The sequence below is a fragment of the Rhizobium sp. BR 362 genome (assembly GCF_036528765.1).
GTDB lineage: Bacteria > Pseudomonadota > Alphaproteobacteria > Rhizobiales > Rhizobiaceae > Rhizobium.
Genome location: NZ_JARWGH010000018.1, coordinates 79,210 through 94,083, shown reverse-complemented (window position 1 = coordinate 94,083; position 14,874 = coordinate 79,210). Strand labels below are relative to the sequence as shown.

Sequence of the window (14,874 nt, the reverse complement as noted above, 5' to 3'; positions counted from 1 at the left end):
AGGGCTCCGGTGGGGAACCCTCGCGGACCCTATGTGGCGGATAATTCCAAGCCCGAAATTAGACAGAGGCAGCCCCAGACGAACACACGGAAATGCGGTACCCAATCCGCGCATAAGAGTATGCCAGCCGTCGTCAAAATGCCCTGTCTCCTCCTTTGTTCAACAGCTCCACGCATGTGCTTTCGTCGTCAAGACCGGAAAGGAAACAGTCATGACTAAAGACCTTGCAAACGAACATAAGAGGGTCTTGGCACGCCATTCCATCCTGCCGACGACAAAATATGCACACGCTTAGATTTTGATCGCAGCGCCGCGGCCGCAAACTTTCGTTTACCGGTGCGCCTAGCCAAAAAGCCTGGAATTCCGGCGTTTTCGGCGGCTTCGAAATTCGTGCGGGCAAACGCGCATACTTCTTGCATTGTCAAAACTGTTGTATTCAAATGGGAAAAAACACGGGGACCGCGCCTTTGGCATTTGATGAAATGATTACTGCGGATGAAAGTCCGCGCACACCTTACGAGAAATATTTCGAGTGGTACTCAGGCCAGGATAGAGGCCACCTCATTGCCAAATCCCGCGATGCGGAAAACATCTTCCGAAAAACAGGCATTACCTTCGCAGTCTACGGGCATGCGGACTCCGCCGAAAAACTCATCCCCTTCGACATCATCCCCCGCATCATTTCCGGCCGAGAATGGCGCAAACTCGCCCAGGGCATCGAACAGCGCGTCATCGCACTCAATGCCTTCCTCGACGATATCTATCACAAGCAGGAGATCATCCGCGCCGGCCGCATTCCGCGCGAGCTGATCGAAAAGAACGATGCCTTCCTGCCGGAGATGATCGGCTTCCGCCCGCCAGGCGGCGTCTACACCCATATCGTCGGCACCGATATCGTCCGCACCGGCGAGGACCAGTTCTACGTGCTGGAAGACAATGCTCGCACGCCCTCCGGCGTCTCCTACATGCTGGAAAACCGGGAAACCATGATGCAGATGTTCCCGGAGCTGTTTCATCAGAACAAGGTGCAGCGCGTCGAGGATTATCCGCTGCTGCTGCGCCAGAGCCTTGCTTCGCTCGCCCCTCGCGGCTGCAACGGCAAGCCGCGCGTCGCCGTTCTTACCCCAGGCATCTACAATTCCGCTTATTACGAGCATTCCTTCCTTGCCGACATGATGGGCGTGGAGCTGGTCGAAGGCTCGGATCTGCGCGTCATCGACGGCAAGGTGAAGATGCGCACCACGCGCGGCTACGAGGCAATCGATGTCCTCTATCGCCGCGTCGATGACGACTTCCTCGACCCCCTCACCTTCCGTGCGGATTCGGCCCTCGGCATTCCGGGCATCATGGATGTCTATCGCGCCGGCCACATCACCATCGCCAATGCGCCGGGCACAGGCATTTCCGACGACAAGGCGATTTATTCCTATATGCCGGAGATCGTCGAATTCTACACCGGCCGCAAACCGATCCTCGAAAACGTGCCGACATGGCGCTGTTCCGAGCCGGACAGCCTGAAATACGTGCTAGAGAACCTTGCCGACCTCGTCGTCAAGGAAGTGCACGGTTCCGGCGGCTACGGCATGCTCGTCGGTCCGACCGCCTCGAAGAAGGAGCGGACGGAATTTGCCGAGAAGCTGAAGGCCAAGCCGAACAATTATATCGCCCAGCCGACCCTTTCGTTGTCGACCGTGCCGATCCTGGTCAACAAGGGCATCGCCCCGCGCCATGTCGACCTGCGCCCCTATGTCCTCGTCTCCGACAAGGTGCAGATCATTCCAGGCGGCCTGACCCGCGTGGCGCTGAAGGAAGGGTCGCTGGTGGTCAATTCCAGCCAGGGCGGCGGCACCAAAGATACCTGGGTTCTGGAGGACTGAGACGGACATGCTTGGAAGAACCGCGAATGGCCTCTACTGGATGTTCCGTTACATCGAGCGCGCCGAAAACATAGCCCGTCTGGTCGATGCCGGCCAGCGCATGTCGCTGACCCGCAGCGGTGCGGCCGAAGACGATTGGGATGGTGTATTGCAGAGCGCCGGCGTGCGCGAAGCCTATAATGAGGTGCACGGCAAACTGACCGGTGCGGACGCGATCGATTACCTGATCCGCGACCGCTCGAATCCATCGAGCGTGATGTCCTGCATCGATTATGGCCGCAACAACGCCCGCATGGTCCGCACGGCGCTGACCCGCGACACGTGGGAAGCGACCAATGAATGCTGGATCGAGCTGAAGACATTGCTCGCCAAGCGCCTGAAGACCGCCGAGGTGCCGGAGATGATCGAGGTTATCAAGCGCCGCGCCGGATTGATCCGCGGCGCGTTTCACGGCTCGATGCTGCGCAACGAACTTTACAACTTCGCCCGCATCGGCACCTTCATCGAACGCGCCGACAATACGGCGCGCATTCTCGACGTGAAATATTACGTGCTGCTGCCGTCGATCTCCCATGTCGGTTCGTCGCTCGACAATGCGCAATGGGAATCGATCCTGCGCTCGGTCTCCGCCCATCGCGCCTATAAATGGGCGTACGATCCGGAATACAAGCCGGCCAACATTGCCGACTTCCTGATCCTCAATGGTCAGATGCCGCGCTCGCTTGCCTATTGCTACGAAAAGATCGTCAGCAATATCGGCTATCTCGGGACCGAGTATGATCAGCGGCTCCCGGCCTACGACACCGCCGATGCCATTCGCAAGATGCTGCAGACGCTGACCGTCAAGAGCATCATGGATCAGGGACTGCACGAGTTCCTCGAGGATTTCGTTTCGCGCAACAATAAGCTCAGCGCGGAAATCTCCGACGGCTACCGGTTCTATCAGTAAGCGGATCACACTATGAGACTGACGATCAGCCATACCACCGAATACCGCTACGACGAACCGGCGCAATTTTCATTGCAGCGCCTGAGGCTCACGCCGCTCACCGGTCCCGGCCAGACCGTCCTCGATTGGAAGCTGACGGTCGAGGGCGCCCATCCGGAAGTCGAATATGAGGACCAGTTCGCCAATCGCGTGACGCTTGTCTCGCTCGACGGCGCGCAGGAGACAACCCGGATCGTCGCTAGCGGCGAGATCGAAACGCAGGACCTGAATGGCGTCATCGGCCAGCATAGCGGCTTCAGCCCGCTCTGGCTTTTCCTGCGAGAAACGCCGCGCACCAAGGCTGGCAAACTTACGAAGGAGCTGTTGCGCAGCGTTTCCGCCGATAATGAACTCGGCAAGATGCATGCGTTGATGGGCGCAATCCACCAGACGGTGGAATATAAGCCTGGCACCAGCGACACCGAAACGACCGCCGAACAGGCCCTGGAGAAGAAGAGCGGCGTCTGCCAGGACCACGCCCAAATCTTCATTGCCGGCGCCCGCGCTTTGCACATCCCTGCCCGTTATGTCTCAGGCTACCTGCTGATGGAAGGAACGCCCGAACAGGCCGCGACGCATGCCTGGGCCGAAGCGCATATTCCCGGCCTTGGCTGGGTGGGTTTCGATCCGGCCAATGATGTCTGCCCCGACGCGCGCTACGTTCGCATCGCCACCGGCCTCTGCTATCGCGATGCCGCCCCGGTCTCGGGCATGCGCCTCGGCACGCCCGGCGAAAGCCTCTCGGTCAAGGTGATGGTGGCCAAGCAGGGGCAAAGCCAGAGTCAGAGCCAAAGCTGAGTTTAGTGCGCCTCGCCATCAGGCAACAGGAATTCCAGCCCATTGCGCCGCCCGATCTCAACCACACGCGCAATATCCGGCGGCTCTCCGCCAGGCGGCGGCAGGTCGCGTGTACCCACCGGCATCGCCTCGCCTGCTTCGGTAAAGAAACCATCGTGAACGCGGCCGGGCGAATTGATGATCAGCAGCCGGCCCGGCGTCGAACCGATATTGCGGAATGCGTGAATGGCGCCGGTCGGGATCTTGACGAAACTACCGGCCTGCGCCTGAACGGTCTCGCCATCGACCATGAATTCGAACAGGCCTTCCACGATATAAAACGCCTCGTCGTCATCGGGATGCCTGTTCGGCGGCGCCCCCGCCCCTGGCGCCGTCAGCGTCTCGACAAGGCAATACGCCCCGCCTGTATCGGTGCTGTGAGCATGAAAACGGAGAAGATTGCCAAAGAGATAGTAGGTATCGGCCTGCAAGGCTGACATAGCGATCCCCCGGATGCCAGATTAAGGATGCGATCCGGAAGGAACTATATCATGAACTGCTGATCAAAGCAGTGCGGCCAAAAACATGGACCGACATGCGCCGCTACCTACCGAACGGCTGCAACATGCGAAAAGGGCGGAACATTCGTCCCGCCCTTTCCAATTCCAAACGCTAAACTTAGTGGCTGTCGCGATTGTTCGGGATTTCCGAGCCGCGCGGGCCGACGAGGAAGTCGAGGTCGGCGCCGGTATCGGCCTGCATGACCGACTTCACGTAGAGGCCGCCGTAACCGCCGGTGAGCGGCTTGACCGGGGAAACCCAGGCCGCGCGGCGCTTTGCCAATTCCTCATCCGACACTTCGAGCTGGATAGTGCGGGCCGGAACGTCGACGGCAATGATGTCGCCGTTCTGAACCAGTGCCAGCGGTCCGCCATCGGCAGCTTCCGGAGCGGTATGCAGGATGACGGTGCCGTAGGCCGTACCGGACATGCGCGCATCGGAAATGCGGATCATGTCGGTGATGCCCTTCTTCAGCACCTTCGGCGGCAGACCCATATTGCCGACTTCGGCCATGCCCGGATAACCCTTCGGACCGCAGTACTTCAGCACCATGATGCAGTTCTCGTCGATATCGAGATCGTCGCGGTTGATGCGGGCGTGATAGTCTTCGATGCTTTCGAAGACCACAGCCCGGCCCTTGTGTTGCATCAGGTGCGGCGAAGCGGCGGACGGCTTCAGGACAGCACCCTTCGGCGCCAGATTGCCACGCAGAACCGCGATGCCGCCCGACTGCGTCAGCGCCTTTTCTTTGGGAACGATGACGTCGTCGTTGTAGTTGACGACATCCTTGACGCCGGCCCAGATGGTATCGCCCGTCACGGTGATGGCATCCTTATGCAGCAGGCCCATCTCCCCGACAGCCTTGATGACGACGGGCAGGCCGCCGGCATAGTAGAACTCTTCCATCAGGTGCTTGCCCGACGGCTGCAGGTTGACGATCGTCGGCACTTCGCGGCCGAGGCGATCCCAATCGTCCAGCGACAGATCGACCCCGATGCGGCCGGCAAGCGCCAGCAGGTGCAGAACGGCATTGGTCGAACCGCCGACGGCGCCGTTGACGCGGATGGCGTTTTCGAAGGCTTCCTTGGTCAGAATATCGGAAGGCTTCAGGTCTTCCTTGACCATATCGACGATGCGGCGGCCGGAAAGCTGCGAGATGACGCGGCGGCGTGCATCGACAGCCGGGATGGCAGCATTGCCCGGCAGCGTCATGCCCAGCGCTTCGGCCATCGACGCCATGGTCGAGGCCGTGCCCATGGTCATGCAGCTACCGGCCGAGCGGGCCATGCCCTGCTCCGCATCCATGAATTCATCCAGCGACATCTCGCCGGACTTCACCATTTCCGAGAACTGCCAGATCGCCGTGCCGGAGCCGACATCCTTGCCGCGCCACTTGCCATTCAGCATCGGACCGCCGGACACGAGGATGACCGGAATGTCGACCGAAGCAGCGCCCATCAGCAGGCTCGGCGTGGTCTTGTCGCAGCCGCCGAGCAGCACGACGCCATCGACCGGATTGCCGCGGATCGCTTCTTCCACATCCATGGCCGCCAGGTTGCGGAACATCATCGCCGTTGGGCGCAGCGTGCTTTCGCCGACGGAGAAGACCGGGAACTCGACTGGGAAACCGCCCGCTTCGTAGACACCGCGCTTCACGCGCTCTGCAAGGTCGCGCAGATGCGCGTTGCAGGGCGTCAGCTCCGACCAGGTATTACAGATGCCGATGATTGGACGGCCGTCGAACGTATCGGCCGGCAGGCCCTGGTTCTTCATCCAGGAGCGATGCATGATCGCATTCTTGCCGGTGCCGCCGAACCAGTCATAGGAACGCAGCTTGCGCGGCCATTCAGCTTTCTTTTTCATTGTCTCTGTACCTTTTGCGTCGCCCAGGCCACCTCGTTCGCGTCTGGGCCTTTAAATCGATGGTCAGGCCAGCGTGTAGGCGGTCTTGACGGTGGTGAAGAACTCGGCGGCATATTTGCCTTGCTCGCGCGGGCCGAAGGACGAGCCCTTGCGGCCGCCGAAGGGCACATGGAAATCGACGCCGGCCGTCGGCAGGTTCACCATCACCATGCCGGCTTCCGCATTGCGCTTGAAATGCGTCGCATGTTTCAGGCTGGTCGTTGCGATGCCGGAGGAGAGGCCAAACGGCGTGTCGTTGGCCGTTGCCAGCGCCTCTTCGTAATCCTTCACCCGGATGACCGAGGCGACCGGCCCGAATATCTCTTCGCGGCTGATACGCATCTGGTTCGTCGCTTCGGTAAACAGCGTCGGCTGCAGGTAGAAGCCGGGTGTGTCGCGGCTGACGAGTTCGCCGCCGAAGGCAAGCTTGGCGCCTTCCTGCTTGCCAATCTCGATATAGTCCGTGTCGGTCTTCAACTGCTTGGCATCGACGACCGGGCCGATATGCGTGCCGGCCTTGATGGCGTTGTCGACGTTCAGCGTCTTCAGCTTCTCCGTCAATGCCGCCACGAACCTGTCGTGAATGCCTTCGGTGACGATGAGGCGCGACGAGGCCGTGCAGCGCTGGCCCGTCGAGAAGAAGGCGGAATTGGCAGCCGCCTCGACGGCAACGGTGAGGTCCGCGTCGTCAAGCACGACCATCGGGTTCTTGCCGCCCATTTCGAGCTGGCACTTGCGGCCATGCTCGACGGAGGAAAGCGCAACGCGCTTACCCGTGCCGACCGAGCCGGTGAAGGTGATGCCCGAAAGAACCGGGCTGTCCAGCATTGCCTGGCCGACAACCGAGCCCTTGCCCATGACGAGGTTCAGGACGCCCTTCGGCAGGCCGGCGCGGTGGAGAATATCGACGATCGCCCAAGAACAGCCCGGCACGAGATCGGCCGGCTTGAAGACGATGGTGTTGCCATAGCAGAGCGCCGGCGCGATCTTCCACGCCGGGATGGCAATCGGAAAGTTCCAGGGCGTGATGATGCCGATGACGCCAAGCGGCTCGCGGGTGATCTCGACGCCAATGTTCGGACGCACCGAAGGAACCACCTCGCCTGCAAGGCGCAGGGCCTCGCCGGCGAAGAATTCGAAGATCTGCGCGGCACGGATCGTCTCGCCGATCGCTTCAGGCAGCGTCTTGCCTTCTTCACGGGCGAGCAGAGCGCCGAGCTCGTCCTTGCGGGCGAGGATCTCTTCGCCAGCCTTCTTCAGGATCGTGTGGCGCTCCAGAATGCCGGAGCGCGACCATGCCGGAAAAGCCGCCTTGGCGGCGGCAATGGCGTCGGCAACGTCCTGGACGGTGGCGCTGGCATAAAGGCCGACGACTTCGTTTGTATCAGACGGATTGATATTCTCGGCGCCGGTCGTACCGGTCCATTCGCCGGCGATCAGATTCTGATGAATGGTCATGGCTTCATGCCTTCCTGGATCTTCTTGGAAACGGCCGGTCACACACAGGTAGCCGGCCTCTACACGTTAGAGCTGGCGAACGGCCACTTCCTCTTCGGCGGCGATAGCGAGCGGATTGCGCAGCGGCAGACCGAAATCGGCAACTTCGATTTCGAAGACATCGCCGGCTTCCGGCTTGATGCCTTCCGCGAAGGAGAGCGTCGCCGTGCCGAACATATGGACATGGACGTCGCCGGGAATGCGGAACAGGCCGTATTTGAAATGATGGTATTCGAGATTGGCGAAAGTATGCGACATATTCGCCTCGCCCGAGAGGAAGGGCTTTTCGAAGATCACCTTGTCGCCGCGCTTGATGCGCGAAGTGCCCCGGATATCTTCCGGTGCAGCGCCGATACGGATTTCCGGGCCGAAGCTTGCGGGGCGCAACTTGGAGTGGGCGAGATAGAGGTAGTTGATCCGCTCGGTGATGTGATCGGAAAATTCATTCGAGAGCGCAAAGCCGATGCGGAACGGTGAGCCGTCCTTGGCGATGACATAGATGCCCGCCATCTCCGGCTCCTCGCCGCCATCGAGCGCGAAAGACGGGGATACGAGTGCCGCGCCGGGTGCCGCCGCGCCATAGCCGTTGCCCTTGTAGAACCATTCCGGCTGCACGCCCTTTTCGCCGGCCTTCGGCTTACCGCCTTCGATGCCCATCTTGAACATCTTCATCGAGTCGGTCAGCGTCTCCTCGGCAGCTTCCGTCGTCTTCTTGTGCATGGAATCGCGGGTCGCAGCCGAGCCGAGATGAGTCAGGCCGGTGCCGGTCAGATGCAGGTGGGCGGCATCGGGATGGGTGATCGGCGGCAGGAAACGACCTTCGGCATATGCTTTTTCCAGATCGATCTCTTCGCCGAGCCCATGCGCCTCGATGACGGAGACGAGAGATTTGCCGTTATCGGCAGCTTCCATGGCCAAGGCGTAGACGCTGCCGGCATTCACAACAGCCTTCGCGGGAGTGCCCGGCCCATTGCGCACGGCGACGACGATCCCGCCGTTCGAACCTTTGATCTGGGAAATGAGCATGTTTTTCATCCTTTTCTAATGGACAGAGATCGGATGCAGTTTCCCGCTCCGGCTCTCAGAGAGAGCCGGACTCTGTCATGGATTTGGTTTCAGATCGTTGGCTGGTCGCGCGAGCCGCGATCAGCCCCGGTTCTTATTGTAGACGTCGAGGAAGACGGCAGCGAGCAGCACCGCACCCTTGACCATCTGCTGGTAGTCCGTGCCCAGACCGTGCAGCGACATGCCGTTGTTCATGACGCCCATGATGAAGGCGCCGATGACGGCACCGGTGATCTTGCCGACGCCGCCGGAGGCGGAGGCGCCGCCGATGAAGCAGGCTGCGATCACGTCGAGTTCCAGGCCCGTGCCGCCCTTGGCCGTAGCCGAGTTCAGGCGCGTGGCAACGATGATGCCGGCGAGACCGGCAAGCACACCGATGTTGACGAAGGTGTAGAAGCTCAGGCGCTGGGTATTGATACCCGACAGCTTCGTCGCCTTTTCATTGCCGCCCATGGCATAGATGCGGCGACCGATCGTCGTGCGGCGCGTCATGAAGGCATAGCCTGCGATCAGCACCAGCATGAGGATCAGGACGTTCGGCAGACCCTTGTAGGTGGACAGTAGATAGCCAAGAAACAGGATCGCTGCACTGATCAGCAGGTTTTGCGCCATGAAGAAGCTGAAGGGCTCGACATCGATGCCGTGGCTTTCATTGACCTGACGGCGACGCCAAGCGAGAACGAAGAGAACGACCGGGATGATGACGGACAGCAGCAGCGAGGTGGAGTGGATCGTCCCCATGTCGATGAAGTCGGGGATGAAACCAGTGCTGATCAACTGATAATCCGGCGGGAATGGACCGATGCTGGTACCGCTGCCCGCAGCCGTCATGACCGAAAGGGTCAAGCCGCGGAAGATCAACATGCCCGCGAGCGTCACGATGAAGGACGGGATGCGGTGATAGGCGACGAAATAGCCCTGCGCAGCACCGACCGCGCCACCGAGCGCGAGGCAGATCACAGTCGCCAGCACATAGTTCATGTGCCATTCGGCAATGAGAATGGCTGCAACCGCGCCGATGAAGCCGACGATCGAGCCGACCGACAGGTCGATATGCCCCGCAACGATCACCAGCAGCATGCCGAGCGCCACGATGACGATGAACGAATTCTGCAGGACCAGGTTTGTGAGGTTCAGGGGCCTGAAGAGAACGCCGCCGGTCGAAATCTGGAAAAACAACATGATCGCGATCAGCGCGATCAACATGCCGTATTCCCGGATGTTGTTGCGGATGTATTCGCCAATGGAAACCACGTGGCTGGTGTCTTCGGTGGCTGGGCTGGCCGTAGTCATTAGTGCTTCTCCCCTGAGCGCATGATAGCGCGCATGATACTTTCCTGGCTCGCCTCTCCCTTCGGCAGTTCGGCGACGATCCGTCCTTCGTTCATGACGTAGATGCGGTCGCAGGTGCCGAGAAGCTCAGGCATTTCCGATGAGATCATCAGAACGCCCTTCCCGTCGGCGGCAAGCTGGTTGATGATGGAATAGATTTCGTATTTGGCGCCAACGTCGATGCCTCGCGTCGGCTCGTCGAGGATGAGCACCTCGGGATCAGAGAACAGCCACTTCGACAGCACCACCTTCTGCTGGTTGCCGCCGGAAAGATTGACCGCTTCCTGAAAAACACCGGAGCTGCGGATACGCAGCTTGGAACGGTAGTTGTTCGCGACCTGCAGCTCGCGGATATCGTCGATCACGGTCGCCTTGGAAACACCGAACAGGTTGGCGAGCGTCGTGTTATGCAGAATGCTTTCAGTAAGGACGAGGCCGAGCTGCTTGCGGTCCTCGGTAACATAGGCGAGACCGGCGTCGATTGCTCTACGCACCGTGCTGACATCCACCGGCTTGCCTTCGACCAGCACCTCGCCGCTGACCTTGTGGCCATAGGATTTGCCGAAAACGCTCATGGCAAATTCGGTGCGGCCGGCACCCATCAAGCCGGCAATGCCGACTACTTCGCCCTTGCGGACGTTGATATTGATGTTGTGCAGCACCTGACGGTCGCGGTGCTGCTGGTGGAAAGCATTCCAGTTCTTGACTTCGAAGATCGTCTCGCCGATCGGCACTGAACGCGGCGGATAGCGGTCCGCGAGCTCGCGTCCGACCATGTTGCGAATAATGATGTCTTCGCTGATCTCTTCTTCATGACAGTTCAGCGCTTTTACCGTCATGCCGTCGCGCAGCACGGTGATTTCGTCGGCCACCTTGCGCACTTCGTTGAGCTTGTGCGTGATGATGATCGAGGTGATGCCCTGCTTGCGGAACTCCATGAGGAGATTAAGAAGCGCGTCCGAGTCGCTTTCATTGAGCGATGCGGTCGGCTCGTCGAGTATGAGAAGCTTCACGCTCTTCGACAAGGCCTTGGCAATCTCGACGAGCTGCTGCTTGCCGACACCGATGTCGGTCACGAGCGTGTTCGGAGATTCCTTGAGGCCGACTTTGGCGAGAAGTTGCTTGGTGCGGTTGAACGTCTCCTGCCAGTTGATCACGCCCTTGGCGCCGACCTCGTTGCCCAGAAAGATGTTTTCGGCAATCGACAGAAGCGGCACGAGCGCCAGCTCCTGGTGGATGATGATGATGCCGACTTCTTCGGAGTCCTTGATGGTCTTGAACTGGCGGACCGCGCCGTCATAAAAGATGTCGCCGTCATAACTGCCGGCCGGATAAACACCCGAGAGCACCTTCATCAGGGTGGACTTGCCGGCCCCGTTCTCGCCCACCAAAGCGTGGATTTCGCCCTGACGGACCTTCAGATTGACATTTTCCAAAGCGTTCACACCGGGGAACGACTTGGTGATGCTCCGCATTTCGAGGATGGTATTGTCCATTGTCCGTATCCAACGCCCCAGCCGAACATAACAGACTGGGCGATCGTCATAAATATCAGAGCCAGGGCACGCCTTTCGGCGAGCCCTGGCCGGTACGTCGGAAGATTACTTCAGCTGATCAGCCTTGTAATAGCCGCTCTCGACGAGAACCTTCTCGTAGTTGGTCTTGTCGACTGCGACCGGGGTCAGCAGGTAGGACGGCACGACCTTGACACCGTTGTCGTAGGTCTTCGTGTCGTTGACTTCAGGCGTCTTGCCTTCCATCAGAGCGTTGACCATGTTGACGGTGACCTTTGCGAGATCACGGGTGTCCTTGAAGATCGTGGAGTGCTGCTGGCCGGCAATGATGGACTTGACCGACGGAATTTCGGAGTCCTGACCGGTAACGATCGGCAGCGGCAGGTCGGCGGTGCCATAACCTACGCCCTTGAGCGAGGAGATGATGCCGATGGAGAGACCGTCATAAGGAGACAGAACGGCGTTGACATGGGCGTCGGTGTAGTTAGCCGACAGCAGGTTGTCCATGCGAGCCTGAGCCGTTGCCGGGTCCCAACGCAGCGTGCCGACCTTGTCCATGCCCATCTGACCGGACTTAACGACCAGCTTGCCGCTGTCGATGTACGGCTTCAGGACCGACATTGCGCCGTCATAGAAGAAGAAGGCGTTGTTGTCGTCCGGCGAACCGCCGAAGAGCTCGATGTTGAACGGACCCTTGCCGTCCTTGAGGCCGAGGCCGTCGACGATCGAGTTAGCCTGGAGAACGCCGACCTTGAAGTTGTCGAAGGTGGCGTAGTAGTCGACGTTGCCGCTGTCGCGGATCAGGCGGTCATAAGCGATGACCTTGATGCCGGCGTCATGAGCCTTCTGCAGAACGTCCGACAGCGTCGTGCCGTCGATTGCGGCGATGACCAGAACCTTGACGCCCTTGGTGACCATGTTCTCGATCTGCGAGAGCTGGTTCGGAATGTCGTCGTCGCCATACTGCAGGTCGGTGCCGTAGCCGGCAGCCTGAAGCTGCTTGACGATGTTGTTGCCGTCATCGATCCAGCGAGCCGAAGCCTTGGTCGGCATGGAAATACCGACGGTGCCCTTGTCCGCCGCGAAGGCAGGCGCCACCAGAGTAGCGACGCTGAACGCAGCGGCCGCCATCAATGAGATAATGGATTTCATTACTCTCTCCCTTGTTAATAATGCGGCGGACGAAAAAACGCCCGCCCGAAACTGCGGCAGGTTCCGTAGAAGGAATGGTTACTTCTAATTGTGAGAAACGAAGTAGGTCTCCTCCACGCTCTCACGTGCATGAGCTGCACCCAGCGCACGACCGGCAAACTCGTACGATTTCGTATAACTGTCAAATAGAATAACTGGCACAACATATATCCAGTTTGGTATAATGTTAAAAAATAGTACTTTTTTGCCGACGAATGGGAAATTTGGCCATGATGGAGAAAATATATAGCGATTATCCGAGCGAAAGCATCGAGATTCATTCCGACAGTTTTCGCGACGATACGCTGCTCAAGGCCGGTTTGAAGCTCAATCACCTGCGCATGATCGTCACAATCGAGGACCATGGGCAGATTTCGGCCGCCGCTGAGTCGATGAACATCTCGCAACCTGCGGCTTCGCGCATGCTGTCCGAAATGGAATCGATCGTCAAAAGTCCGCTCTATGAACGCGTCGCGCGCGGCGTTGTGCTGACACCCTTCGGCTTGGCTTTGGCAAAACGCGCCCGCAAGATCCTGCTCGAACTGCGCGAGGTGAACCGCGAGATCGGTGAGCTCAGAACCGGCAAAGGCGGCTCGGTCTTTCTCGGCGCCGTCACCGCACCGGCAATCAGCCTCGTCGTGCCGGCGATTCAGCGCGTGACGCGCGCCTATCCTGGCATCGAGATCAATATCGAGGTGGAAACCAGCAACGTGCTTGCGCGTGAACTGCTCGCCGCCCGCCACGACTTCATCATCAGCCGCATTCCCGACGAGCTCGATCCCCGCCTGTTCAACGCCCATGAGATCGGCGTGGAAAAAGCCTGTCTTATCGTCCGCAATGGCCATCCACTGCTGGAGAAGGGTGTTGCCAGCCTCGAGGACCTGCCGGGTTATGACTGGGTCTTCCAGCCGCCGGGCACATTGTTGCGGCGCAAGGTGGAGGACATCTTCATCAGGGCCGGCGTGCCCCTGCCGGAAAACATCATCAACACCTCCTCGCTGCTCCTGACGCTTGCCATCGTCTGCAAGACAGATGCCATCACTCCGATTGCGCTCGATATGGCGCAATTCATATGCGGGCAGACATCGCAAGCCGGCGAATCCTGCATCCTGCCGATCGATTTCGATATCGAAGTGAAGCCCTACAGCCTGATTACCGCTCGCGAGCGTGCCATGCCGCCGAGCGCCCGGCTGCTGCACGACATGATCCTGGAGGAAAGCAGGAATCCCGATCCCGCGTGAATCTGTCTGAAGATCGCCTGCCGTTTCCTTAAGGCAGACCCTTCGGCCGGTGATCGGCTTGCAGTCATAAGCTCCACGCCAACTTGCGCGGCTATCCCGAACACTTCTGGAGGCCAGGCATGTTGTTCGGGCAGTCGCTGTTTCAATCCGTCCTCGATCGTCTCGACGCGGAAGAAGAAGAGTCAGAGAAGAATGAGGCGGCGCATCGCATCCGCGGCCTCAATGTGAGCTTTGCCGCAACCGTTTTCGGAGGCGAGCCGGCGGCGTCCTCACGTCCGGACGATGCCTATGTCGATAATCTCGGCAACGACATTCCCTTATCCGAGCCAATGCCGCCAGAGTCTAAATCGAAAGAGCCGGAACCGAAGGAGGCCGAGCCGCCGGTGATGCCGGACTATCTCGCACGAACCTCGCGGGAAGACGTGGCGGCCGAACTGGAAATCTCTTCGCAGACCACGCTTCAGTCTCTTCACGAAAAACGGCGCGCGTTTGCCAAGGCCAATCATCCGGACAGCGTCGCCCCGCCCTTCCGCGAGCAGGCGACGACACGCATGATGATCGCCAATCAATTGATCGACGAAGCCATACGGCGTCTTACGCGATAGCTATTTCTTCTCGTCTGTCGGCTCGTCGTCTTCTGCCTCATCGCCCGCAACAGCGCTTTCTGCCTCGGCCTTGGGCGGTTGCGGATTGAAGCTGAAGAGCAGCATCCACGCGGCGTAGACGCCAAGCCCCCCTGCAAGAACAGCCCAGAAGGGCTGCGGACCCAGAGCCTCGATGATTGCCCAGCCCAAGCAGATGGCGACGATCAGAACCCGCACCCAGAGCGGCTTATAGATAGGATGGTTGGGGTCGATCAGTTGCATGGGCCTCGTTCGCCTGTTGGAGAGAACTTGTCTTTAGCGCATCATCCCGAAAAGTGCGAAGCG

The 14,874-nt window shown here is 59.7% G+C and carries 13 protein-coding genes; 5 read left to right on the top strand and 8 right to left on the bottom strand.

What is annotated here, in order from left to right; translation table 11 throughout:
- Nucleotides 1-467: 467 nt before the first annotated feature.
- Genes QDY28_RS20655 through QDY28_RS20645 form a run of 3 tightly spaced genes read left to right on the top strand, consistent with a single transcriptional unit; the run spans nt 468 to nt 3,663 of the window.
- Nucleotides 468-1,877 carry a circularly permuted type 2 ATP-grasp protein gene (locus QDY28_RS20655; RefSeq protein ID WP_331383519.1) on the top strand — a complete coding sequence of 470 codons (1,410 nt, stop codon included), beginning with the start codon at nt 468-470 and terminating at the stop codon, nt 1,875-1,877.
- Nucleotides 1,878-1,884: 7 nt separating this feature from the next.
- On the top strand, nt 1,885-2,826 hold the full coding sequence (locus QDY28_RS20650; protein WP_331383518.1) for an alpha-E domain-containing protein: 942 nt from the start codon (nt 1,885-1,887) through the stop codon (nt 2,824-2,826).
- Between the two features lie 12 nt (nt 2,827-2,838).
- Nucleotides 2,839-3,663 carry a transglutaminase family protein gene (locus QDY28_RS20645; protein ID WP_331383517.1) on the top strand — a complete coding sequence of 275 codons (825 nt, stop codon included), beginning with the start codon at nt 2,839-2,841 and terminating at the stop codon, nt 3,661-3,663.
- 2 nt (nt 3,664-3,665) lie between these two features.
- On the opposite strand, the gene QDY28_RS20640 is transcribed toward QDY28_RS20645, so the two are convergent.
- The 7 genes from QDY28_RS20640 to chvE form a co-directional block, all read right to left on the bottom strand.
- A complete protein-coding gene (locus QDY28_RS20640) occupies nt 3,666-4,142 on the bottom strand; it encodes a cupin domain-containing protein (protein ID WP_331383516.1) in 477 nt (158 codons plus the stop codon).
- A gap of 178 nt (nt 4,143-4,320) precedes the next feature.
- Nucleotides 4,321-6,066 carry an L-arabinonate dehydratase gene (araD, locus tag QDY28_RS20635; protein ID WP_331383515.1) on the bottom strand — a complete coding sequence of 582 codons (1,746 nt, stop codon included), beginning with the start codon at nt 6,064-6,066 and terminating at the stop codon, nt 4,321-4,323.
- Nucleotides 6,067-6,129: 63 nt separating this feature from the next.
- On the bottom strand, nt 6,130-7,563 hold the full coding sequence (locus QDY28_RS20630; protein WP_331383514.1) for an aldehyde dehydrogenase family protein: 1,434 nt from the start codon (nt 7,561-7,563) through the stop codon (nt 6,130-6,132).
- A 66-nt stretch (nt 7,564-7,629) separates the two neighbouring features.
- Nucleotides 7,630-8,628, bottom strand: a complete 999-nt coding sequence (gene araD1, locus QDY28_RS20625; RefSeq protein ID WP_331383513.1) for an AraD1 family protein — start codon at nt 8,626-8,628, stop codon at nt 7,630-7,632.
- A 120-nt stretch (nt 8,629-8,748) separates the two neighbouring features.
- Nucleotides 8,749-9,960: a multiple monosaccharide ABC transporter permease gene (mmsB, locus tag QDY28_RS20620; RefSeq protein ID WP_331383512.1), complete on the bottom strand. Its 1,212-nt coding sequence runs from the start codon at nt 9,958-9,960 to the stop codon at nt 8,749-8,751.
- Nucleotides 9,960-11,495 carry a multiple monosaccharide ABC transporter ATP-binding protein gene (gene mmsA / locus QDY28_RS20615; RefSeq protein WP_331383511.1) on the bottom strand — a complete coding sequence of 512 codons (1,536 nt, stop codon included), beginning with the start codon at nt 11,493-11,495 and terminating at the stop codon, nt 9,960-9,962. The genes mmsB and mmsA overlap by 1 nt, the downstream gene beginning before the upstream one ends.
- 105 nt (nt 11,496-11,600) lie before the next feature.
- Nucleotides 11,601-12,665: a multiple monosaccharide ABC transporter substrate-binding protein gene (gene chvE, locus QDY28_RS20610; RefSeq protein ID WP_028751801.1), complete on the bottom strand. Its 1,065-nt coding sequence runs from the start codon at nt 12,663-12,665 to the stop codon at nt 11,601-11,603.
- 272 nt (nt 12,666-12,937) lie between these two features.
- Here chvE and QDY28_RS20605 point away from each other — a divergent pair, with 272 nt between their 5' ends.
- Nucleotides 12,938-13,945, top strand: coding sequence for a LysR family transcriptional regulator (locus QDY28_RS20605; protein ID WP_331383525.1), 1,008 nt, complete (start codon nt 12,938-12,940; stop codon nt 13,943-13,945).
- A 119-nt stretch (nt 13,946-14,064) separates the two neighbouring features.
- Nucleotides 14,065-14,550: a hypothetical protein gene (locus QDY28_RS20600; protein ID WP_331383510.1), complete on the top strand. Its 486-nt coding sequence runs from the start codon at nt 14,065-14,067 to the stop codon at nt 14,548-14,550.
- Here QDY28_RS20600 and QDY28_RS20595 read toward each other — a convergent pair whose 3' ends face one another.
- Nucleotides 14,551-14,811, bottom strand: a complete 261-nt coding sequence (locus tag QDY28_RS20595) for a hypothetical protein (RefSeq protein ID WP_331383509.1) — start codon at nt 14,809-14,811, stop codon at nt 14,551-14,553. It lies immediately after the preceding gene.
- Nucleotides 14,812-14,874 lie beyond the last annotated feature (63 nt).

What these genes read in the sequence shown, in the direction of transcription:
- QDY28_RS20645 (WP_331383517.1), top strand. Translation starts at nt 2,839, where the DNA reads ATGAGACTGACGATCAGCCATACCACCGAATACCGCTACGACGAACCG.
- mmsA (WP_331383511.1), bottom strand. Translation starts at nt 11,495, where the DNA reads ATGGACAATACCATCCTCGAAATGCGGAGCATCACCAAGTCGTTCCCC.
- QDY28_RS20605 (WP_331383525.1), top strand. Translation starts at nt 12,938, where the DNA reads ATGGAGAAAATATATAGCGATTATCCGAGCGAAAGCATCGAGATTCAT.
- QDY28_RS20650 (WP_331383518.1), top strand. Translation starts at nt 1,885, where the DNA reads ATGCTTGGAAGAACCGCGAATGGCCTCTACTGGATGTTCCGTTACATC.
- chvE (WP_028751801.1), bottom strand. Translation starts at nt 12,665, where the DNA reads ATGAAATCCATTATCTCATTGATGGCGGCCGCTGCGTTCAGCGTCGCT.
- QDY28_RS20600 (WP_331383510.1), top strand. Translation starts at nt 14,065, where the DNA reads ATGTTGTTCGGGCAGTCGCTGTTTCAATCCGTCCTCGATCGTCTCGAC.
- araD (WP_331383515.1), bottom strand. Translation starts at nt 6,066, where the DNA reads ATGAAAAAGAAAGCTGAATGGCCGCGCAAGCTGCGTTCCTATGACTGG.
- QDY28_RS20630 (WP_331383514.1), bottom strand. Translation starts at nt 7,563, where the DNA reads ATGACCATTCATCAGAATCTGATCGCCGGCGAATGGACCGGTACGACC.
- mmsB (WP_331383512.1), bottom strand. Translation starts at nt 9,960, where the DNA reads ATGACTACGGCCAGCCCAGCCACCGAAGACACCAGCCACGTGGTTTCC.
- QDY28_RS20640 (WP_331383516.1), bottom strand. Translation starts at nt 4,142, where the DNA reads ATGTCAGCCTTGCAGGCCGATACCTACTATCTCTTTGGCAATCTTCTC.
- araD1 (WP_331383513.1), bottom strand. Translation starts at nt 8,628, where the DNA reads ATGCTCATTTCCCAGATCAAAGGTTCGAACGGCGGGATCGTCGTCGCC.
- QDY28_RS20595 (WP_331383509.1), bottom strand. Translation starts at nt 14,811, where the DNA reads ATGCAACTGATCGACCCCAACCATCCTATCTATAAGCCGCTCTGGGTG.